This is a genomic window from Mesorhizobium sp. WSM4884 (assembly GCF_029625675.1).
GTDB lineage: Bacteria > Pseudomonadota > Alphaproteobacteria > Rhizobiales > Rhizobiaceae > Mesorhizobium.
Genome location: NZ_JARTVO010000012.1, coordinates 46,918 through 67,772 on the forward strand (window position 1 = coordinate 46,918; position 20,855 = coordinate 67,772).

Annotated in this window: 19 protein-coding genes; 18 read left to right on the forward strand and 1 reads right to left on the reverse strand. The window is 64.1% G+C overall.

Going from position 1 to position 20,855, the window contains the following annotated elements; translation table 11 throughout:
- Positions 1-53 precede the first annotated feature (53 nt).
- From miaB to P9236_RS19405, 9 genes are all read left to right on the forward strand, one after another.
- Positions 54-1,463, forward strand: coding sequence for a tRNA (N6-isopentenyl adenosine(37)-C2)-methylthiotransferase MiaB (gene miaB / locus P9236_RS19365; protein ID WP_278076090.1), 1,410 nt, complete (start codon positions 54-56; stop codon positions 1,461-1,463).
- 134 nt (positions 1,464-1,597) lie between these two features.
- Entirely contained in the window at positions 1,598-2,590 is a 993-nt protein-coding gene (locus P9236_RS19370; protein ID WP_278076198.1) for a PhoH family protein, read from the forward strand.
- Between the two features lie 9 nt (positions 2,591-2,599).
- On the forward strand, positions 2,600-3,097 hold the full coding sequence (gene ybeY / locus P9236_RS19375; RefSeq protein WP_278076091.1) for an rRNA maturation RNase YbeY: 498 nt from the start codon (positions 2,600-2,602) through the stop codon (positions 3,095-3,097).
- Between the two features lie 27 nt (positions 3,098-3,124).
- On the forward strand, positions 3,125-4,201 hold the full coding sequence (locus tag P9236_RS19380) for a hemolysin family protein (RefSeq protein ID WP_278076092.1): 1,077 nt from the start codon (positions 3,125-3,127) through the stop codon (positions 4,199-4,201).
- A gap of 142 nt (positions 4,202-4,343) precedes the next feature.
- On the forward strand, positions 4,344-4,682 hold the full coding sequence (locus P9236_RS19385) for a VOC family protein (protein WP_347405194.1): 339 nt from the start codon (positions 4,344-4,346) through the stop codon (positions 4,680-4,682).
- A gap of 136 nt (positions 4,683-4,818) precedes the next feature.
- Complete coding sequence (lnt, locus tag P9236_RS19390; protein ID WP_278076093.1) at positions 4,819-6,408, forward strand: apolipoprotein N-acyltransferase; 1,590 nt, start codon at positions 4,819-4,821, stop codon at positions 6,406-6,408.
- Between the two features lie 139 nt (positions 6,409-6,547).
- Positions 6,548-6,970, forward strand: coding sequence for a helix-turn-helix transcriptional regulator (locus tag P9236_RS19395; protein ID WP_126086026.1), 423 nt, complete (start codon positions 6,548-6,550; stop codon positions 6,968-6,970).
- 169 nt (positions 6,971-7,139) lie between these two features.
- A complete protein-coding gene (gene metK, locus P9236_RS19400; protein ID WP_278076094.1) occupies positions 7,140-8,417 on the forward strand; it encodes a methionine adenosyltransferase in 1,278 nt (425 codons plus the stop codon).
- Between the two features lie 20 nt (positions 8,418-8,437).
- Positions 8,438-9,139: a tRNA (guanosine(46)-N(7))-methyltransferase TrmB gene (locus tag P9236_RS19405; protein ID WP_278076095.1), complete on the forward strand. Its 702-nt coding sequence runs from the start codon at positions 8,438-8,440 to the stop codon at positions 9,137-9,139.
- A gap of 48 nt (positions 9,140-9,187) precedes the next feature.
- Here P9236_RS19405 and P9236_RS19410 read toward each other — a convergent pair whose 3' ends face one another.
- Positions 9,188-9,337, reverse strand: coding sequence for a hypothetical protein (locus P9236_RS19410; protein ID WP_278076203.1), 150 nt, complete (start codon positions 9,335-9,337; stop codon positions 9,188-9,190).
- A 301-nt stretch (positions 9,338-9,638) separates the two neighbouring features.
- On the opposite strand from P9236_RS19410, the gene rimP reads away from it, so the two are divergent.
- The 9 genes from rimP (at position 9,639) to pnp (ending at position 20,849) form a co-directional block, all read left to right on the forward strand.
- On the forward strand, positions 9,639-10,271 hold the full coding sequence (gene rimP, locus P9236_RS19415) for a ribosome maturation factor RimP (RefSeq protein WP_278076096.1): 633 nt from the start codon (positions 9,639-9,641) through the stop codon (positions 10,269-10,271).
- A gap of 46 nt (positions 10,272-10,317) precedes the next feature.
- The gene (gene nusA, locus P9236_RS19420; RefSeq protein ID WP_278076097.1) at positions 10,318-11,913 is read left to right on the forward strand and encodes a transcription termination factor NusA; all 1,596 of its coding nucleotides are present in this window, start codon (positions 10,318-10,320) and stop codon (positions 11,911-11,913) included.
- A gap of 32 nt (positions 11,914-11,945) precedes the next feature.
- Complete coding sequence (locus tag P9236_RS19425) at positions 11,946-12,596, forward strand: RNA-binding protein (RefSeq protein WP_278076098.1); 651 nt, start codon at positions 11,946-11,948, stop codon at positions 12,594-12,596.
- On the forward strand, positions 12,593-15,169 hold the full coding sequence (gene infB, locus P9236_RS19430; protein WP_278076099.1) for a translation initiation factor IF-2: 2,577 nt from the start codon (positions 12,593-12,595) through the stop codon (positions 15,167-15,169). Before P9236_RS19425 ends, infB begins: the two co-directional genes overlap by 4 nt.
- 122 nt (positions 15,170-15,291) lie before the next feature.
- Positions 15,292-15,711, forward strand: coding sequence for a 30S ribosome-binding factor RbfA (rbfA, locus tag P9236_RS19435; protein WP_278076100.1), 420 nt, complete (start codon positions 15,292-15,294; stop codon positions 15,709-15,711).
- On the forward strand, positions 15,712-16,671 hold the full coding sequence (truB, locus tag P9236_RS19440) for a tRNA pseudouridine(55) synthase TruB (RefSeq protein ID WP_278076101.1): 960 nt from the start codon (positions 15,712-15,714) through the stop codon (positions 16,669-16,671). It abuts the gene before it with no gap.
- Between the two features lie 98 nt (positions 16,672-16,769).
- Positions 16,770-17,864, forward strand: coding sequence for a magnesium/cobalt transporter CorA (corA, locus tag P9236_RS19445; protein ID WP_278076102.1), 1,095 nt, complete (start codon positions 16,770-16,772; stop codon positions 17,862-17,864).
- A 148-nt stretch (positions 17,865-18,012) separates the two neighbouring features.
- Entirely contained in the window at positions 18,013-18,324 is a 312-nt protein-coding gene (gene rpsO / locus P9236_RS19450; protein WP_347405196.1) for a 30S ribosomal protein S15, read from the forward strand.
- A 374-nt stretch (positions 18,325-18,698) separates the two neighbouring features.
- Entirely contained in the window at positions 18,699-20,849 is a 2,151-nt protein-coding gene (gene pnp, locus P9236_RS19455) for a polyribonucleotide nucleotidyltransferase (protein ID WP_278076103.1), read from the forward strand.
- The last annotated feature ends 6 nt before the right edge of the window (positions 20,850-20,855 follow it).

Sequence of the window (20,855 nt, forward strand, 5' to 3'; positions counted from 1 at the left end):
AACCCGCCAGAATCGTCTGTTTTTTGTCACGGAAAGGCGTTAGAAGCCGCCCGATGGAATTGAACACGATTGAAAGCCACGACATCGGCACGGCGCCCGAGCACCCGGCCAGCACTGTCCCGGCGCCGAAAAAAGTCTTCGTCAAGACTTACGGCTGCCAGATGAATGTCTACGATTCCCAGCGCATGACCGATGCGCTGGCCGCCGACGGCTATGTCGCGACTGATGTCGTCGACGATGCCGATCTGGTGCTGCTCAACACTTGCCATATCCGCGAGAAGGCGGCCGAAAAAGTCTATTCCGAGCTTGGCCGTATCCGCGACATGAAGGCTGAGCGCGCCGAGGCCGGACGCGAGCTGCTGATCGGCGTCGCCGGCTGCGTGGCGCAGGCCGAGGGCGCGGAGATCATCCGCCGCGCGCCGGCGGTCGATCTCGTCATCGGCCCGCAGACCTATCACCGTCTGCCCGATGTGCTGGCCAGGGTCCGTGGCGGGCAGAAGATCGTCGAGACCGACTACGCCATCGAGGACAAGTTCGAGCATTTGCCGCAGCCGAAGCGCGCCGAGGTGGCCAGGCGCGGCGTCACCGCCTTCCTCACCGTCCAGGAAGGCTGCGACAAGTTCTGCACCTTCTGCGTCGTGCCCTATACGCGCGGCTCGGAAGTCTCGCGGCCGGTTGCCCAGATCGTCGCCGAGGCCGAGCGCCTGGCCGAGGCCGGCGTGCGCGAGGTGACGCTGCTCGGGCAGAACGTCAACGCCTGGCACGGCGAGGGTGGGAGCGGCAAGGAATGGGGTCTCGGCCGCCTGCTTTTCCGCCTGGCGGAAATCCCCGGCCTGGCGCGCCTGCGCTACACCACCAGCCATCCGCGCGACATGGACGATGAATTGATCGCCGCGCACCGTGACCTGCCGACATTGATGCCCTATCTGCATTTACCAGTGCAGTCGGGCTCCGACCGGATACTGAAGGCGATGAACCGCAGGCACACGGCACGCGACTATCTGAACCTCATCGAGCGCATCCGCGCCGCGCGCGGCGATATCGCCATGTCCGGCGATTTCATCGTCGGCTTCCCCGGCGAGACGGACGAGGATTTCGAGGCGACTCTCGAGCTGGTGCGAGAGGTGAATTACGCTTCGGCCTTCACGTTCAAATATTCGCCGCGTCCCGGCACGCCGGGCGCCGAAATGGACGGTCATGTGACGGAAGCCGTGAAGGACGAGCGGCTGCAGCGCCTGCAGGCGCTGATCAACGAGCAGCAGAAGGATTTCATCGCCGGCATGGTCGGCCGCACGGTCAGCACGCTGATCGAGAAGCCGGGCCGCCGTCCCCACCAGAAAGTTGGCCGATCGCCATGGCTGCAGCCGGTTATTGTTGACGACAAGGCCGGCGGAATCGGTGACATTATTGACGTACGAATCACGGAGACAGGTCAAAACAGCCTGTTCGCCGAGTTGGCCTGATGCATGTCGCCCAAAGTGCTCGCGGTTTGGGACAACGACATGCATAGCCACAAGCCTCGGCAGATGAGGAGAGACGGTTGAGCGCTGCTGAACTGAAGAACCCGCCCCAGAACCAGGCATCCGGGGCCTCCGACATGGCGCACATCGTACTGACCTTCGACAACAACAAGCTTGCCAGCGCCCTTTACGGCCAGTTCGACGAGAACCTGGCCCGGCTCGAGCAGAAGCTCGGCGTCGACATCCGCTCGCGCGGCAACCAGCTTGCGATCAAGGGATCGGCTTCGGCGGCCGAGCAGGCGCGCCGCGCGCTGGATACGCTCTACGGCATCCTGCAGAAGGGCGCCGACATCGGCCAGTCGGACGTCGACGGCGCCGTGCGCATGGCGATCGCCGCCGACGACCAGCTGACGCTGCCGACCATGGAGCGCAAGGGCAAGGTCTCGGCCGCCCAGATCGCGACGCGCAAGCGCACGATCTATGCCCGTTCGCTCAACCAGGACGCCTATATGCGCGCGCTGGAGCGCTCCGAAATGGTCTTCGGCATCGGCCCGGCCGGCACCGGCAAGACCTATCTGGCGGTGGCTCATGCGGCGATGCTTCTGGAGCGCGGCATGGTCGAGCGCATCGTGCTGTCGCGCCCGGCCGTCGAGGCCGGCGAGCGGCTGGGCTTCCTGCCCGGCGATATGAAGGAGAAGGTCGATCCGTATCTGCGGCCCCTCTATGACGCGCTCTACGACATGATGCCGGCCGACAAGGTCGAGCGCGCGATCGCCGCCGAGGTCATCGAGATCGCGCCGCTCGCCTTCATGCGCGGGCGCACGCTGGCGCACGCCGCGGTGATCCTCGACGAAGCGCAGAACACCACGCCGATGCAGATGAAGATGTTCCTGACGCGTCTCGGCGAGAACTCGCGCATGATCGTCACCGGCGATCCGACCCAGATCGACCTGCCGCCCAACACCAAGTCGGGCCTGGTCGAGGCGCTGCGCATCCTCGACGGCGTGCCGGGCATCGTCACGGTCCGCTTCAACGAGGGCGACGTCGTGCGGCATCCGCTGGTTGCCGAGATCGTCAAGGCCTATGACCGCGACGGCAAGCTGGCCAGGGGCCTGGGCGCCGAGAACTGATCAAGCCATATGGCTGAAAATCCGGAATCCAGCGGCGGGACGCCGGTCGACATCGATATTTTCGTCGAGGCCGGCGATTGGCCCGCGGAGGCCGAGCTGACGCGCCTCGTCGATCGCGCCGTCGCGGCAGCGTTTTCCGAAACCGGCGCAAGCGGCGCCTCCGAGCTCAGCATCGTTTTTTCCGACGATGCCCATGTCCAGACCCTCAACGCCGAGTGGCGCGGCAAGGACAAGCCGACCAACGTCTTGTCTTTCCCGGCTTTTTCCTTCCCGAAAGGCGGTCCGCTGCCGCCGATGCTGGGTGACGTCGTGCTGGCCTCCGAGACGGTCGCGCGCGAGGCTGGACTGGAAGACAAGCCGCTGGCGAACCATATCACCCATCTCGTCATCCATGGCCTGCTGCATCTTCTGGGCTATGATCACGAGACCGACGCCGAGGCCGAGGAGATGGAAGCGATCGAGCGCGCCGCGCTCGCGAGGCTTGCCATTCCCGATCCCTACGCGTAACAAAAAAGACCAATTGACCTGATGGCGATGAACGACAAACCAGAAACTGCCGCCCTTCCGGACGCCGGCAGTGCGGCCAAGCCTTCCGAAAAGTCGGAAGAAGGCTCCAGTCCGAGTATTCCGACCGGCAGCGCGGCCGCTGAGCCTTCGCATGCCGGTCCTTCGCTCTTCGATCGCGTGCTCGGCCTGTTCCGGCACCGCAACGGCACCAACCTGCGCGAGGAGATCGCCGACGCCCTCGCCGAGACGGCCACCGATGCCGAATCCTTCTCGCCCGGCGAACGCGCCATGCTCAACAACATCCTGCGCCTGCGTGAGGTGCGCGTCGAGGATGTGATGGTGCCGCGCGCCGACATCGAGGCGGTCGAGATCACCACCTCGCTCGGCGATCTGCTCGGCCTTTTCGAGCAATCCGGCCATTCCCGCATGCCGGTCTATTCCGAAACGCTCGACGATCCGCGCGGCATGGTCCACATCCGCGACGTTCTTGCCCACATCACCAAGGTCGCCCGCGTCAAGAAGGGCCGCGCCAACAGGAAGACCCCGGCGCCGATCGTTCTCGATCTCGCCCAGGTCGACCTCGCGCGCACCATCGGCGATCTCGACCTGATCCGACCGGTGCTGTTCGTGCCGCCCTCCATGCTTGCCTCCGACCTGATGGGGCGCATGCAGACGACGCGCACCCAGATGGCGCTCGTCATCGACGAATATGGCGGCACCGACGGCCTCGCCTCGCTGGAGGACATCGTCGAGATGGTGGTCGGCGACATCGAGGACGAGCACGATGACGACGAGCCGATGATCACCCAGGCCGGCGACGGCGTCTTCGTGGTCGACGGCAAGGCCGAGATCGACGAGGTCGCCAAAATGATCGGCGAGGATTTCGCCGCCGGCGAGCATGGCGAATATGTCGACACCATCGGCGGCATGATCTTCAACACGCTCGGCCGAGTCCCGGCCAGGGGCGAAGTGGTGCAGGCCATACCGGGCTTCGAATTCCACGTGCTCGACGCCGATCCGCGCCGCGTCAAGCGTGTGCGCATCGTGCAGAGCCCGAAGGGCGAACGGCAGCGCCGCCGCGCCGCGCGCACCGAGCAGGCTTGATTTCGTCGCGTCATGCCGGTCGACGATCCGTTCAAGCATGCTGTCCTCGGTTCCGGCGTCTTCTATCAAAATCCGCATACGGCTCTGGCCTGGCTTCAGGCGGCGTTCGGCTTCGAGCCGAGCATGCTGGTCAGCGATACGGATGGACGGCTCGTCCATGCCGAAATGCGGTTCGGCGATGGCTACATCATCGTCGATTCCGAATGGGCCGAGCACATTGCCAGCCCGGCTTCGGTCGGCGGCAGGAACACTCAGTCGGTTTACATCCGTTTGCAGGAAGACCTCGACGCCCATTGCGAGAAGGCGCGCGGCGGGCGCGGAAATTCTCGAAGAACCCGTCGACCATTTCTATGGCGAGCGGCAATACCGTGCCCGCGATCCCGAAGGGCATATATGGACCTTCACGCAAACCATGCGGGTGGTGCCCAAAGAGGAGGCCGAGCGGCTGAGCGGTCTGCGGATCGAGGGCTGGCATCGCTGATGCATGTCGCCCGAGGTGTGTGGCGCTTCGATGCTACGCGCCTTAGAAAGCCGTCCCTCAAATCACCGCCATTTGGAGCAGGCGGCGCGGCCTGTTAAATCTCTGGCACCCTGATTCGCGCGACTTGGGAAGCTATATGCAGCGCTTTGCCGGCCGGATAATTCTGCTTTGGGGGTGGCGGCGGGCGCTGGTGGCGTTTGCCGCCGGAGCGCTCGCGGTCCTCGCCCAGGCGCCCTACGATTTCTTCGCCGTCTGCTTCGTCTCGTTTCCGGTACTGGTCTGGCTGCTCGACGGCTCGACGGGTGAGGCCTCCGACGGCTGGCTGCGTCGCCTCCGTCCGGCTTTCGCCATCGGCTGGTGGTTCGGGTTCGGCTATTTCCTCGCTGGCCTCTGGTGGATCGGCCAGGCGCTTCTGGTCGAGGCCGACACCTTCGCCTGGGCTTTGCCCCTGGCAGTAGTCGGCATCCCCTTCGCGCTCGCCTTTTTCTACGGCTTTGCGGCAGTTGTGGCGCGGCTTTTCTGGAGCAGCGATATCGGCCGCATCGCGGCGCTCGCCTTCGGCTTCGGCCTCGCCGAATGGCTGCGCGACTTCCTCTTCACCGGCTTCCCCTGGAACGCCGTCGGCTATGCCGCGATGCCGGTGCCGCTCCTGATGCAAAGCGTGTCGGTGACCGGCATGATCGGCATGAACGCGCTTGCCGTCTTCGTCTTTTCGCTTCCCGCTCTTGTCGCCGCGCGCCGGCATCTGAGGTTGGGCCTTGCCCTGTCCGTCATCCTTGTCGCCGCCGATGTCGGCTTCGGCTATTTCAGGCTTGCAACCCCGGCCGAGCCGGCTACCCGCTCGATCGACGTTCGCATCGTCCAGCCCGCCGTCGACCTCAGCGAGAAGTGGGATGCCTCGGTGCGCGACCGCATCTTCGCCACGCTGATGGGGATATCGGCAAAGGCACCGGAGCAGGGCCACGCCAAGCCGCAGTTGATCCTGTGGCCGGAAACGTCCGTGCCGTTCCTGTTCACCGAGCGTCCGGATGCGCTGACGGCGCTGGGCGACATGCTGGGCGAGGGCCAGATGTTGGTCGCCGGCGTCGTGCGCGAGGAGGGCGGCGCAGGGAACGCCGGCACTCGCTATTACAATTCCGTGGTGGCAATCAACGACAAGGGCGAGATCGTCGATGCCGTCGACAAGGTGCATCTGGTGCCGTTCGGCGAGTATCTGCCTTTTGCCGAGCTGTTCGAGCGTTTCGGCATAGGTCAGCTCGTCGCCGGACCGATGAATTTCGCCGCCGGCAACGAGCGGCATCCGATCGCGGTGCCGAACGGCCTCAGCGCCGCGCCCTTCATCTGCTACGAGGTCATTTTTCCTGACCTTGTGGCGGTTGACGCGGCGTCATCTGAACTTATTGTGAACGTTACGAACGATGCCTGGTTTGGCGACACTCCAGGCCCGTATCAGCACTTCAGGCAGGCGCAGATTCGCACGGTGGAGAACGGGTTGCCTTTGTTGCGTGCCGCCAACAACGGCATCTCCGCCGTTGTCGATTCGCGGGGACGCATCGTCGATGCCTTGGCGGTCGACGCGCGCGGCGCCATCGATGCGCATGTACCGATTTCCGGGCACGCCCTGCTGTCCGCCGATCAGCGGCGCATTAACGGATTGCTGATCATGTTGCTGTTTGCCCTGGCCGCCTTCACATTGAATGTAAGGCAGCGGCTACGGGTGAATTGACAGTCGGCACATTAGAAACTCATACTGTAACGCCTAAAATTTTCTCGAAGTCGGCTGGAGGGGTCTGTTGGGGCAGGTGGCTCCGGCTTCGTTTGGGCGGCAAAAATAGAAAAAGCCGGAAAAATTCGGCGAGGAAAAAATGACAGAAGAGAACAAGAAGAAGCCGAATCCGATCGACATCCATGTCGGGAGTCGTATTCGGCTGCGTCGCAATATGCTTGGAATGAGCCAGGAAAAGCTGGGTGAAAATCTCGGTATCACGTTTCAACAGATCCAGAAGTACGAAAAGGGGACGAATAGGGTTGGGGCCAGTCGTCTGCAGGCGATCGCCTCAATCCTGAGCGTGCCCGTCGCGTTCTTCTTCGAGGATGCCCCGGGGCAGGAGGCCGGGGCCGGCAATCGAGGATTCGCCGAAGATGCTTCGATGGCGTTCGCCATCGAATTCTGCGGCAGCCCGGAGGGACTTCAGCTCAATCGCGCCTTCGTCAAGATACCCGACGTCAAGGTGCGGCGCAGGATCATCGATCTTGTGAAGTCCCTTTCCCCGGATGACGCCGAGTAATTCCAGGCTCTGCTACCGGCGGTGCCTGCCGCTGGTGGCACAAGCCACTTGTGCCGACATTCATGCCAGATCCGTCGCGCCGCTTGACGAGCGGCGCCCGGCACCGCTAACACGTGGCGCGCCAAAAAATCGGCAGCCCTGCCGATCTTTTTTTCAAGAGGGGACACCCGTGACGCGGCAGAACTATCTCTTCACCTCGGAATCGGTCTCCGAGGGCCATCCCGACAAAGTCTGTGACCGTATCTCCGACGAAATCGTCGATCTCGTCTATCGCGAAGCCAAGAAGACGGGCATGGACCCGTGGAAGGTGCGCGTCGCCTGCGAGACGCTGGCCACCACCAACCGCGTCGTCATCGCCGGCGAGGTCAGGGTTCCCGAGACCCTGCTGAAGAAGGACAAGGCCGGCAACGTCCTCAAGGATGCGTCGGGCCACCCTGTCGTCAATCCGGCCAAGTTCAAATCGGTCGCCCGCAAGGCAATTCGCGAGATCGGCTACGAGCAGGCAGGCTTCCACTGGAAGACGGCCAAGATCGAAGTGCTGCTGCACGGCCAGTCGCCGGATATCGGCCAGGGTGTCGACAATGCCGCCGACCGTCAGGGCGAGGAAGGTGCCGGCGATCAAGGCATCATGTTCGGCTATGCCTGCCGCGAGACGCCGGACCTCATGCCGGCGCCGATCTATTACAGCCACAAGATTCTCGAACTCCTGGCCGCCGCGCGCCATGAAGGCAATGGCGAGGCCGGCAAGCTCGGCCCGGACGCCAAGAGCCAGGTCACCGTGCGCTATGCCAACGGCAAGGCGGCGGAAGTGACGCAGATCGTGCTTTCCACCCAGCATCTCGATTCGAGCTGGGATTCCAAGAAGGTCCGCAAGGTCGTCGAGCCCTATATCCGCGAGGCGCTTGGCGATCTCAAGGTCGCCGAAGACTGCAACTGGTACATCAACCCGACCGGCAAGTTCGTGATCGGCGGTCCCGACGGCGATGCCGGCCTCACCGGCCGCAAGATCATCGTCGACACCTATGGCGGCGCGGCACCCCATGGCGGCGGCGCATTCTCGGGCAAGGACACCACCAAGGTCGACCGTTCGGCCGCCTATGCGGCACGCTATCTCGCCAAGAACGTGGTGGCGGCCAAGCTCGCTGACCGCTGCACCATCCAGCTGTCCTACGCCATCGGCGTCGCCCAGCCGTTGTCGGTGTATGTGGACCTGCACGGCACCGGCAAGGTCGACGAGGCCAGGCTGGAGGAGGCGCTGCGCAAGGTGATGGACCTGTCGCCTTCCGGCATCCGCCGTCATCTCGACCTCAACAAGCCGATCTACGCGAAAACCTCGTCCTATGGCCACTTCGGCCGCAAGGCCGGCCGCGACGGTTCCTTCTCCTGGGAGAAGACGGACCTCGCCAAGGCCCTCAAGGACGCGGTTGCCGATGCGATTGCCGCCTGACGGCGTCGCCAAGCCTATTCATGGTGCCAAACGACAGGCCGAGCCGCGCGACCGAAGGATTTTTCGGCCGCCGGCACGGCAAGACCATCCGCCCGCAGCAGGCCGCGGCGCTTGAAAGCGGCCTGCGCACCTACCGGCTCGACCTGACGGCGGAGGCTCCGGCGGATCTCAACACGCTGTTCAAGGCGAACGTTTCGGCTCTTCAGCTCGAGATCGGCTTCGGCGGCGGCGAGCATCTCTTGCATCGCGCGACGGAGGCGCCGGCGATCGGCTTCATCGGCGTCGAGCCCTTCGTCAACGGCATGGCCAAGATGATGACGGCGCTCGCCAAGGCGCCGCTGGCCAATCTGAGGGTCTATGACGACGATGCCACGCGCCTGCTCGACTGGCTGCCGCCGGCCTCGCTCGACGGCATCGATTTGCTTTATCCCGATCCCTGGCCGAAGAAGAAGCACTGGAAGCGGCGCTTCGTCAACTCGGCCAATCTCGATCGGTTCGTCCGGGTGCTGAAAGCGGGCGGCAGGTTCCGCTTCGCCTCCGATATCGACAGCTACGTGAACTGGACGCTGCTCGCCTGCCGTGCCAATGGCAACTTCGCCTGGCAGGCGAGCGAGGCCGCCGATTGGCACACCTCCTATCAGGGCTGGCCCGGCACGCGCTACGAGTCCAAGGCTATCCGCGAGGGAGGGCGGCCTGCCTATTTGACCTTTATCCGGAAGTAGCCCCGGAAATCTCAGAGGGCGAAGCGCCCCAGTCACCTGCCCCCTAATTTAGAAGCGCCCGATCTTGTCGAAGGCGGTAGGGTCGATGCCGAGCTTCTTCAGATCGCCGCGGCGCGGCTTGCGGCCGGCCTCGACGGAGCGCGATGCGGCTGCGGCGCTGCCGAACGTGGTTAGAAAATCACCGATTACGAAAAACAATCCGCGGTCCATGACAAATACCCTTCGCGTGCCACCGCTCGCGACCTTTCTTTTTGCACTGCAACATAGATAGGTGCTGGCAGACGGAAATCACAGTGGCGCTGGCGCGTGGCCGTCATGCTCCAGAGGCAGTGCTGATCCTGCGGTCAACTTTGTCTGCTGTCACCGTCAGGCTTGAAACGCCGGCCGGGATCGTCTATATCGGCTTCAAATTCTTGGTCGGTATGACGAAGAGTGGGTCCACCCGGTCCCGCTCTTTTTTATTACCTGCCGGCCGGAGCGACAAAGCGACAGGGATCCAATGACCGCAGCGGCAAGCGAAGCCGACGACCGTATCATCCGCGAAAGCGGCATTGATGCGCGCATTGCGCTGATCGTGCAGCCGGTGCTCAAAGCCATCGGCTTTCGCCTGGTGCGGGTGCAACTGACCGGACAGAACGGGCTGACGCTGCAGATCATGGCCGAGCGCGAGGACGGCACCATGACCGTCGAGGATTGCGAAGAGGTCAGCCGCGCGGTTTCGCCCGCACTTGATGTCGAGGATCCGATCGAAAAGGCGTATCATCTCGAAGTGTCATCGCCCGGCATCGACCGGCCGCTGGTGCGCAAGTCGGATTTCGCCACCTGGACCGGCCATCTGGTCAAGATGGAGACCTCGGTCCTCATTGGCGACCGCAAGCGCTTCAAGGGCAAGATCGCCGAGGCGGACGCCGACGGCATCCTGCTGGAGCGCGATAAGGCGGCCTACGGCGAAGAGCCGACGGTGCGCGTGCCCTTTGATGCGATTTCCGAGGCGCGGCTCGTGCTGACCGACGACCTCATCCGCGAGGCCCTGTCGAAGGACAACCGGGCCCGCAAGGAAGCAAAGAAACGCCGGGGTGAAGCGGAAGATGCCGTCGCCGGCGAAGGAAACGAAACAGAACAGGAAAGTTGATTGAGCTTTCGGGCCGTGTGCCCGGTGCGAAGTCGGGAGAAAGACAATGGTTGTAAGCGCCAACAGGCTCGAACTGCTGCAGATCGCCGATGCGGTCGCGCGTGAAAAGTCGATCGACAAGCAGATCGTCATCGCCGCCATGGCCGATGCGATCCAGAAGGCGGCGCGCTCGCGCTACGGTCAGGAAACCAACATCCGCGCCGACATCAATCCCAATACGGGCGAGATGAAGCTCCAGCGGCTGATGGAGGTGGTCGAGAAAGTCGAGGACTACGCGACGCAGATCGCACTTTCCACGGCGCGCGAGCGCAATCCCGATGCCCAGATCGGCGATTTCATCGCCGAGCAGCTGCCGCCGATGGATTTCGGCCGCATCGCCGCCCAGTCGGCCAAGCAGGTCATCGTGCAGAAGGTGCGAGAGGCCGAGCGTGATCGTCAGTATGACGAGTACAAGGACCGCATCGGCGAGATCGTCAACGGCACCGTCAAGCGCGTCGAATACGGCAACGTCATCGTCGACCTTGGCCGCGGCGAGGCGATCATCCGCCGCGACGAGCTGATCCCGCGCGAGAACTACAAGTACGGCGACCGCGTCCGCGCCTATGTCTACGACGTGCGCCGCGAGCAGCGCGGTCCGCAGATATTCCTGTCGCGTACCCATCCGCAGTTCATGGCCAAGCTCTTCACCATGGAAGTGCCGGAAATCTACGACGGCATCATCGAGATCAAGTCGGTCGCCCGCGATCCGGGCTCGCGTGCCAAGATCGCAGTCATCTCGCGCGATTCTTCGATCGATCCGGTCGGCGCCTGCGTCGGCATGCGCGGCAGCCGCGTCCAGGCGGTGGTCGGCGAATTGCAGGGCGAGAAGATCGACATCATTCCGTGGTCGCCTTCGGCCGCTTCCTTCATCGTCAACGCCTTGCAGCCGGCGGAGGTCGCCAAGGTGGTGCTCGACGAGGATGCCGAGCGCATCGAGGTGGTGGTGCCGGACGACCAGCTGTCGCTGGCCATCGGCCGCCGCGGTCAGAACGTGCGCCTCGCCTCGCAGCTCACCGGCTGGGACATCGACATCCTGACCGAGCAGGAAGAGAGCGAGCGTCGCCAGAAGGAATTCGTCGAGCGCTCGGCACTCTTCATGGAAGCCCTCGACGTCGACGAGATGGTCGGCCAGGTGCTCGCCTCCGAAGGCTTCACCAGCGTCGAGGAAGTCGCCTATGTCGACTCAGGTGAGATCTCCTCGATCGACGGCTTCGACGAGGACACCGCGTCGGAAATCCAGTCGCGCGCCCGCGAATATCTGGAGAAGATCGAGGCCGAGCACGACGAGAAGCGCAAGGCGCTCGGCGTCCAGGACGAGTTGCGCGAGATTCCCGGCATCACTACGGCCATGATGGTGACGCTTGGCGAGGATGGCGTGAAGACGATCGAGGACTTCGCCGGCTACGCCGCCGATGATCTGATCGGCTGGAAGGAGCGCAAGGACGGCGAGACCAAGGTCTATCCCGGCGTGCTCGCCGATCACGGCGTCTCGCGCGCCGATGCCGAGCAGATGGTGCTGGCCGCGCGCAAGAAGGCCGGCTGGATATCCGAGGAAGAACTGGCCGCTGAGGAAGAATCGGCCGGCGAAACCGTCGGTGCGTGAGGTGACCACCAGTCGCAAGGCCCGTGGACGAGATGAACGATCGCACCTGCATCGTTACGCGCAGGCAGGCCGAAGCGGATGAGCTGATCCGCTTCGTCGTCGGCCCGGATTCGGCCGTCGTTCCGGACATCAAGAGAAATCTGCCCGGCCGCGGTTGCTGGGTCACCGCTGATCGCCTACATATCGAGAAGGCAGCGGCGAAGAACCTGTTTGGCCGCGCCTTCAAGGCGCAGGTCGCGGTTCCGGCCGATCTCGGCGACATGGTCGACGGGCTGCTTTCCCGATCCGCCCTGGGCATGCTGGGTCTTGCTCGCAAGGCTGGAGCGGTCGTTCTCGGCGCCGCCAAGGTAGAGGCTGCCGTGCGTGACGGGCAGGCACTCTTCGTGCTGCACGCGGCTGAGGCCTCGGACGACGGCGTCCGCAAGATCAGCCAGGCACGGCGGGCAACCGTTCATCTCGGCGGCCCCGCCATCCTTGCCTACAAACTTTTCCCCGAGGCCGAGTTGAGCTTGGCATTGGGGGGCACAAATGTGATACATGCTGCCGTCCTCGCGCAGGACGCAGGAAAAGCGGTCGAGAAGCGCATGGTCGCGCTCGACCGGTATCGGGGCGGGACCCCGGACGATTTGGCAATGCTTGCGGCCGTTGCCGACGAAGATGATGCCGCAGAGGATATGGAATGAGTGATACGAAATCGGGCGACGACAAGACGTTGAGCGTTACGCCGAAGAAGACCTTGACGCTGAAGCGCCCCGGCCTCGAGCAGGGCACCGTGCGCCAGAATTTCTCGCACGGCCGCACCAAGTCGGTCGTGGTCGAGACCAAGAAGCGCAAGTTCTCGCTGCCTGGCGACAAGCCGGAGCCGGTGGCGCCGTCCGTCTTCACGCCCAAGCCCACAGCTGCAGCGGCGCCGGCACCTGCCGTGCAGGAAGCGCCGAAGGCGCCGCCGCAGCCGGAACGCTCGGGCATGGTGCTGAATGAGTTGTCGCGTGGCGAGATGGAAGCGCGCCGCAGGGCGCTCGAAGGCTCCAAGGCCCGCGAGATCGAGGACCGCCAGCGCGCTCAGGAAGAGGCCAAGCGCCGCGCCGAGGAAGAAGAACGCCGCAAGCGCGAGCGCGAGGAATCCGCGCGCCGTCAGGCCGAGGAAGAGGCGCGTCTCCAGGCCGAGGCCGAGTCCCGCCGTCGTGCCGAGGAAGAGGCCCGCCGCCGCGCGCCGCAGGCCGCGGACGTTGCCACGGCCGATGACGACGAGGAGGTCAAGCCGAGGCGTGCCGGTGCTGGCGGCGGTGGTGCCGGTGCGCCCGCTCGCCGTCTCGCCACGCCCGAGGTGGCGCGTCCGGCCAAGCCCACTAAGGGCGAGGAAGACCGCCGCCGCGGCAAGCTGACGCTGAATTCGGCGCTTTCCGACGAGGATGCGCGCGGCCGTTCGCTGTCGTCGATGCGACGCCGCCAGGAGAAGTTCAAACGCGCGCTGCACAACGAGCCGCGCGAGAAAGTCATGCGTGAAGTGATCCTGCCCGAAACCATCACCATCCAGGAACTGGCGCAGCGCATGTCCGAGCGCGCCGTGGACGTGGTCAAGTTCTTCATGAAGCAGGGCCAGATCTTGAAGCCGGGCGACGTCATCGACGCCGACACGGCCGAACTGGTTGCTTCGGAATTCGGCCACACGGTTCGCCGCGTTGCCGAGTCCGACATCGAGGAAGGCCTGTTCAACATCGCCGACCGTCCGGAAGACCTGGTGTCGCGTCCGCCCGTCGTGACGATCATGGGCCATGTCGACCACGGCAAGACCTCGTTGCTCGATGCAATCCGCAACGCCAATGTCGTTTCCGGCGAGGCCGGCGGCATCACCCAGCACATCGGCGCCTATCAGGTCGAGAAGAATGGTCAGAAGATCACCTTCATCGACACGCCCGGCCACGCCGCCTTCACGGCCATGCGCGCCCGCGGCGCCCAGGTCACAGACATCGCCGTGCTGGTGGTGGCGGCCGACGACAGCGTGATGCCGCAGACGATCGAATCGATCAATCACGCCAAGGCAGCCGGCGTCCCGATCATCGTGGCGATCAACAAGATCGACAAGCGCGACGCCGACCCGCAAAAGGTGCGCGCCGAACTCCTGCGCCATGAAGTGTTCGTCGAATCGATGGGCGGCGAAGTGCTGGACGTCGAAGTGTCGGCGACCAAGGGCACCAACATCGACAAGCTGCTCGAGGCGATCCTGCTGCAGGCCGAAATCCTCGACCTCAAGGCCAACCCCGACCGCACCGCCGAAGGCGCGGTCATCGAGGCCAAGCTCGACAAGGGTCGTGGTCCCGTTGCCACCGTTCTGGTCCAGACCGGCACGCTGATGCCGGGCGACATTCTCGTCGCCGGCAACGAATGGGGCCGTGTCCGCGCACTCGTCAACGATCGCGGCGAGCATGTGCCGGAAGCGCCGCCGGCGATGCCGGTCGAGGTGCTCGGCCTGCAGGGCACGCCGCAGGCGGGCGACCGCTTCGCCGTCGTCAACAACGAGGCGCGCGCGCGTGAAATCACCGAGTACCGTCAGCGCCTGGCGCGCGAGAAGGCGGTGGCCAAGCACGCCGGCCAGCGCGGTTCGCTCGAGCAGATGATGTCGCAGTTGCAGACGAGCGGGCTTAAGGAATTCCCGCTGGTCATCAAGGGCGACGTGCAGGGCTCGATCGAGGCGATCAATGCCGCGCTCGAAAAGCTCGGCAACGACGAGGTGCGCGCGCGCATCGTGCACGCCGGCGCTGGCGGCATCACCGAAAGCGACGTGTCGCTGGCCGAAACCTCGGGTGCCGCGATCATCGGCTTCAACGTCCGAGCCAATGCGCAGGCGCGTGCCGCGGCGACCGCCGCGGGCATCGAGATCCGCTACTACTCGATCATCTACAACCTGGTCGACGATGTGAAGGCGGCGCTCTCCGGCATGCTCTCGCCGGAGCGGCGCGAGACCTTCATCGGCAATGCCGAGATCCTCGAGATCTTCGACATCTCGAAGGTCGGCAAGATCGCCGGCTGCCGCGTCACCGAAGGCAAGGTCGAACGTGGCGCGGGCGTCCGCCTGATCCGCGACAACGTCGTCGTCCACGAAGGCACGTTGAAGACACTCAAGCGCTTCAAGGACGAGGTTCCGGAAGTGCCGGTCGGCCAGGAATGCGGCATGGCCTTCCAGAACTACGAGGACATGCGTGTCGGTGACGTCATCGAGTGCTTCCGCGTCGAGATGGTGAGCAGGACGCTCTAAATTCGGATATACTAGCCGGAATGACCCGGGCGGCGGCCGAAAGGCTGCCGCCCAGACCTTATTCGTATTTGAGACATGTGGCGCGGTCCCATCCCGCGCTTCACGATTTCAGGATTGAAGAAATGTCCCGTCCAACAACATCAGGCCCCTCCCAGCGCATGCTGCGCGTCGGCGAGCAGGTGCGCCATGCCCTCTCCGAGACCTTGCAGCGCGGCGAGATCATCGACCCGGTGATCGAGAACACCGTCGTCTCGGTCTCCGAGGTGCGCATGTCGCCCGACCTCAAGATCGCTACCGCCTTCGTTTCACCGCTGGGCGTCGGTGACGCCGATTCCGTGGTGGGCGCCCTCAACAAGCATGCGAAATTCATCCGCGGCCGCATCACCGGCGCGCTGCGGCAGATGAAGTACATGCCGGAGATCCGCTTCCGGCTCGATACTTCCTTCGACAATTTCGCCAGGATCAACGAGTTGCTGAAGTCGCCCGAAGTCGCGCGCGATCTCGATGACCAGAATGAGAACAACGACAAGGACGAGGGCTAAGTGGCGCGTCGCGGCAAGAGGAAGGGCCGGCCGGTTTCCGGCTGGGTGGTGCTGGACAAGCCGGTCGGCATGGGCTCGACCGAGGCGGTCTCGAAGATCAAATGGCTGTTCCAGGCGGAGAAGGCCGGCCATGCCGGCACGCTCGATCCGCTGGCCTCCGGCATGCTGCCGATCGCGCTCGGCGAGGCGACGAAGACCGTGCCTTACGTTCAGGACGGTGCCAAGGTCTACCGCTTCACCGTTGCATGGGGCGAGGAACGCTCGACCGACGACCTCGAAGGCCCGGTGACGAACAGTTCCGGCCAGCGCCCGGCCGAGGCCGAGGTGAGAGCGCTGCTGCCGAAATACACGGGTGTCATCATGCAGACGCCGCCGCAATTCTCGGCCATCAAGATCGCCGGCGAACGCGCCTACGACCTCGCCCGCGACGGCGAGACGGTCGATATCCCTGCGCGCGAGATCGAGATCGGACGTCTCGATCTCGTCGAGCATGGTGGCGACCGCAGCGTCTTCGAGGTCGAATGCGGCAAGGGCACTTACGTACGCTCGCTGGCGCGCGACATGGGCCGCGATCTGGGCTGCTTCGGCCATATAGCCGAATTGCGCCGCGTCGAGGTCGAGCCGTTCACGGCGGAGGATTTCGTCACCGTCGCCGAGCTCGAAGCGGCGCGCTTCAGCGGCAAAACTGATGAAGGCCAGGACGAGGCCGGGGCGCCGATCGATTTCAGCGCCATCGACGCGTTGCTGGTCGATACCGCTGTCGCGCTCGATTGCCTGCCCCAGGTCGCCGTCAGCGACGACGCGGCGACCAAGATCCGCCTCGGCAATCCCGTCATCATTCGCGGCCGCGATGCGCCGGTCGAGGCCGACGAGGCATGCGCCACGGCGCGCGGCAAGCTCGTCGCCATCGGCGCCATCGAGCAGGGCATGTTCAAGCCCAAGCGGGTCTTTACCGGTTGACGGCGCTCGGCTGGATCAATTCCAGGAAAAGCGCGTACGGTTCTCGGCCTGGAATTGCGTAAAGTAGTTTCGGTTTCGATTTCGCGCCCGAGGAGCTCATGGCAAAGGCTGATACCGTCAGGAAACGGGCGCCGCTCAACATCCGCCGACCGCCGGTCGGGGCGTCGCCGGGCACGCTCATCGCCGATCCGGCGGCGCGGCGCAGCGAGCTTCGGCTGACACTGATCTCGCCCGAGAAATTCAAGACCATCGACAATGCCAGCATCGACGAGCTCAATACCCATTGCGACCGCTGGCCGGTCGTCTGGCTGGACTGCACCGGCCTCGCCAACATCCAACTGATCGAGGAGATCGGGCGGATTTTCAATCTGCACCCGCTGGCGCTGGAGGATGTCGTCAACACCGGCCAGCGACCCAAGGTGGATTTCTTCGAGGATCACGCCTTCGTCGTCATGCGCATGATCGACGATGTCACCGCCCATCGCTACGAGCAGATCGCGGTGTTCTTCGGCAGGAACTTCGTCGTCACCTTCCAGGAACGTGAGGGCGATCCGTTCGACCCTGTGCGCAAGCGTATCGCGGCGGCCATGCCCAATCGCCTGCGCTCGCGCGGCGCCGACTACCTTGCCTATGCGCTGATCGATGCCATCGTCGACAGCTATTTCCCGCCGATCGAAACGGCGAGCGAATTGGTCGACGGCATCGAGGATCAGATGCTGAACACGCCGCACAAGCATCAGATGCGGCAGTTGCATGAGTTGCGGCGCGATGCCAACGTGCTGAAGGGCGTGTTGTGGCCGATGCGCGATGCGCTGGCGACGCTGATCCGCAACGACGTGCCCTTTGTGAAGGCCGAGACCAAGATCTTCTTCAACGACACGCTCGACCATTCGCTGCGGCTGATCGAGCTGGTCGAAAACCAGCGCGACATGCTGACCGGCCTGATAGAGATGCACCTGTCGCTGACCCAGGCTCGCACCAACGATGTCATCTCCTATCTGACGATCGTGTCGGTTATCTTCATGCCGCTCACTTTCCTCGTCGGTGTCTGGGGCATGAACTTCGAGCCGGAAAGCTCGCCCTGGAACATGCCGGAGCTGAAGGCTTACTACGGCTACCCGGCAGCACTGGTGTTCATGTTGATCGTCGCTGTCGGGCTCGTTGCCTTCTTCAAATGGAAGAAGTGGCTGTAGCGGCTGAACCCTATGTTTTTGCGGCAAGAACCTGCGACAAGCCGGCCTGACAATTGGGCTGGTGTTTTGCCCGGAATTGCACTATATGCGCCGCAGCTTCGCGCCCTGACGCGTTGCTTGCACCGGCCCCTGCTGGACGACATCCCGGCTGTGGGCGTCCCGTTTCCTCGAACAGATAAGGAAAAACACGATGTCGATTACTGCCGAGCGCAAGAAGGAACTGATGACTGAATTCGCAACCGCGAAGGGCGATACCGGATCCCCGGAAGTCCAGGTTGCCATCCTTTCCGAGCGCATTAAGAACCTGACGGAGCACTTCAAGGACCACAAGAAGGATAACCATTCCCGCCGTGGCCTGCTTGCTCTCGTTTCCCAGCGCCGCAGCTTGCTTGATTACCTCAAGCGCAAGGACGACGCGCGCTATCAGACGTTGATCGACAAGCTCGGTCTGCGTCGTTGACGAATTGACCGGCGGGCTCTCTCCGGAGAGTCCGCCGGTCGCGCATTGGCGCATCGGATGGTCCGGTGTTTCGATGCTGAAATGGAGCGAATACGCTCCGGGAACTTCGCGCGTGGCGCGTCTCGGAAACAGGGGTTTTCGACGTCACGCGCAAGGCTGGCCGACCGGTCGGCCAGACCGGTTCCGGAAGTGCAAAGGGCCATTCGGAACCGCCCGTGGACGGTCATGGGGCAGGATTGCAGGATGCTCGCTCGGCTTGTGGGGTCGGACTTATCGAGCTTCCCGTTGTCTTGCCCGTGGCTGCCCGAAGGAAGCCAGGGAAGGGATGCGACCGTTGAGACGGCGCGGCCCTTTCCGCATATGAAGGACAAGATATGTTCAATCAGCACAAAGTGGAAATCGAGTGGGGCGGCCGTCCGCTCATCCTGGAAACCGGCAAGATCGCCCGCCAGGCCGACGGCGCGGTGCTCGCCACCTATGGCGAGACCGTGGTGCTTGCCACCGTCGTTTCGATGAAGGAACCGAAGCCCGGCCTCGATTTCTTCCCGCTCACCGTCAACTACCAGGAAAAGACCTATGCCGCCGGCAAGATCCCGGGCGGCTACTTCAAGCGCGAGGGCCGTCCGAGCGAGAAGGAAACGCTGGTTTCCCGCCTGATCGACCGCCCGATCCGTCCGCTCTTCGCCGACGGCTACAAGAACGACACCCAGATCGTCGTCACCGTCGTCCAGCATGACCTCGAGAACGATCCGGACATCCTGTCGATCGTCGCCACCTCGGCCGCGCTCACGCTCTCCGGCGTGCCTTTCATGGGCCCGATCGGCGGCGCACGCGTCGGCTATATCAACGGCGAGTACGTGCTCAACCCGCATCTCGACGAGATGGAGGAATCGAAGCTCGACCTCGTCGTCGCCGGCACAGCCGACGCCGTGCTGATGGTCGAATCCGAGGCCAAGGAGCTCTCGGAAGACCTGATGCTCGGCGCCGTCATGTTCGGCCACAAGAGCTTCCAGCCGGTGATCGACGCGATCATCAAGCTGGCCGAGGTCGCCGCCAAGGAGCCGCGCGACTTCACCGCTCCGGACTATTCCGAGCTCGAGGCCGAGATGCTGAAGATCGTCGGCGACGAGTTGCGCGAGGCTTACAAGATCACTGACAAGCAGTCGCGTTACGCCGCCGTCGACGCCGTCAAGGCGAAGGTCAAGGCAGCGTTCGCTCCGGCTGAGGGCGAGGAGGCCAAGTACGCCTCCGAGCAGATCGGCACCGTCTTCAAGGAGCTCCAGGCCAAGGTCGTGCGCTGGAACATCCTCGATACCGGTTCGCGCATCGACGGCCGTGACCTGAAGACCGTCCGCAAGATCGTCTCCGAGGTCGGCGTCCTGCCGCGTACCCATGGTTCGGCGCTGTTCACCCGCGGCGAGACCCAGGCGCTGGTCGTGGCCACGCTCGGCACCGGCGAGGACGAGCAGTATGTCGACTCGCTCACCGGCATGTACAAGGAGAAGTTCCTCCTCCACTACAACTTCCCGCCCTATTCGGTCGGTGAAACCGGCCGCATGGGCTCGCCGGGCCGTCGCGAGATCGGCCACGGCAAGCTGGCGTGGCGCGCCATCCGCCCGATGCTGCCCTCCGCCGACCAGTTCCCCTACACGCTGCGCGTCGTCTCCGAGATCACCGAGTCCAACGGCTCGTCCTCGATGGCGACCGTCTGCGGCACCTCGCTGGCGCTGATGGATGCCGGCGTGCCGATCGCCAAGCCCGTCGCCGGCATCGCCATGGGCCTGATCAAGGAAGGCGAACGCTTCGCGGTGCTTTCCGACATCCTCGGCGACGAGGACCACCTCGGTGACATGGACTTCAAGGTCGCCGGCACCGCCAATGGCGTCACCTCGCTGCAGATGGACATCAAGATCGACGGCATCACCGAGGAGATCATGGGCATCGCGCTCGGCCAGGCCAAGGACGGCCGCCTGCACATCCTCGGCGAGATGGCGCATGCAATCTCGTCTTCGCGCGCCGAGCTTGGCGAGTTCGCGCCGCGCATCGAGGTCATGCACATCCCGACCGACAAGATCCGCGACGTCATCGGCTCGGGCGGCAAGGTGATCCGCGAGATCGTCGAGAAGACCGGCGCCAAGATCAACATCGAGGACGACGGCACGGTCAAGATCGCTTCGGCCAACGCCAAGGAGATCGAGGCGGCGCGCAAGTGGATCCACACCATCGTTGCCGAGCCGGAAGTCGGCGAGATCTACGAAGGCACGGTCGTGAAGACGGCCGACTTCGGCGCCTTCGTCAACTTCTTCGGCCCGCGCGACGGCCTCGTCCACATCTCGCAGCTCGCCAATGAGCGCGTCGCCAAGACCTCCGACGTCGTCAAGGAAGGCGACAAGGTTTGGGTCAAGCTGATGGGCTTCGACGAGCGCGGCAAGGTCCGCCTGTCGATGAAGGTCGTCGACCAGGCGACCGGCAAGGAAATCGTTCAGGAGAAGAAGAAGCCGGAAGGCGAGGAAGACGCCGCCTGATCGGCT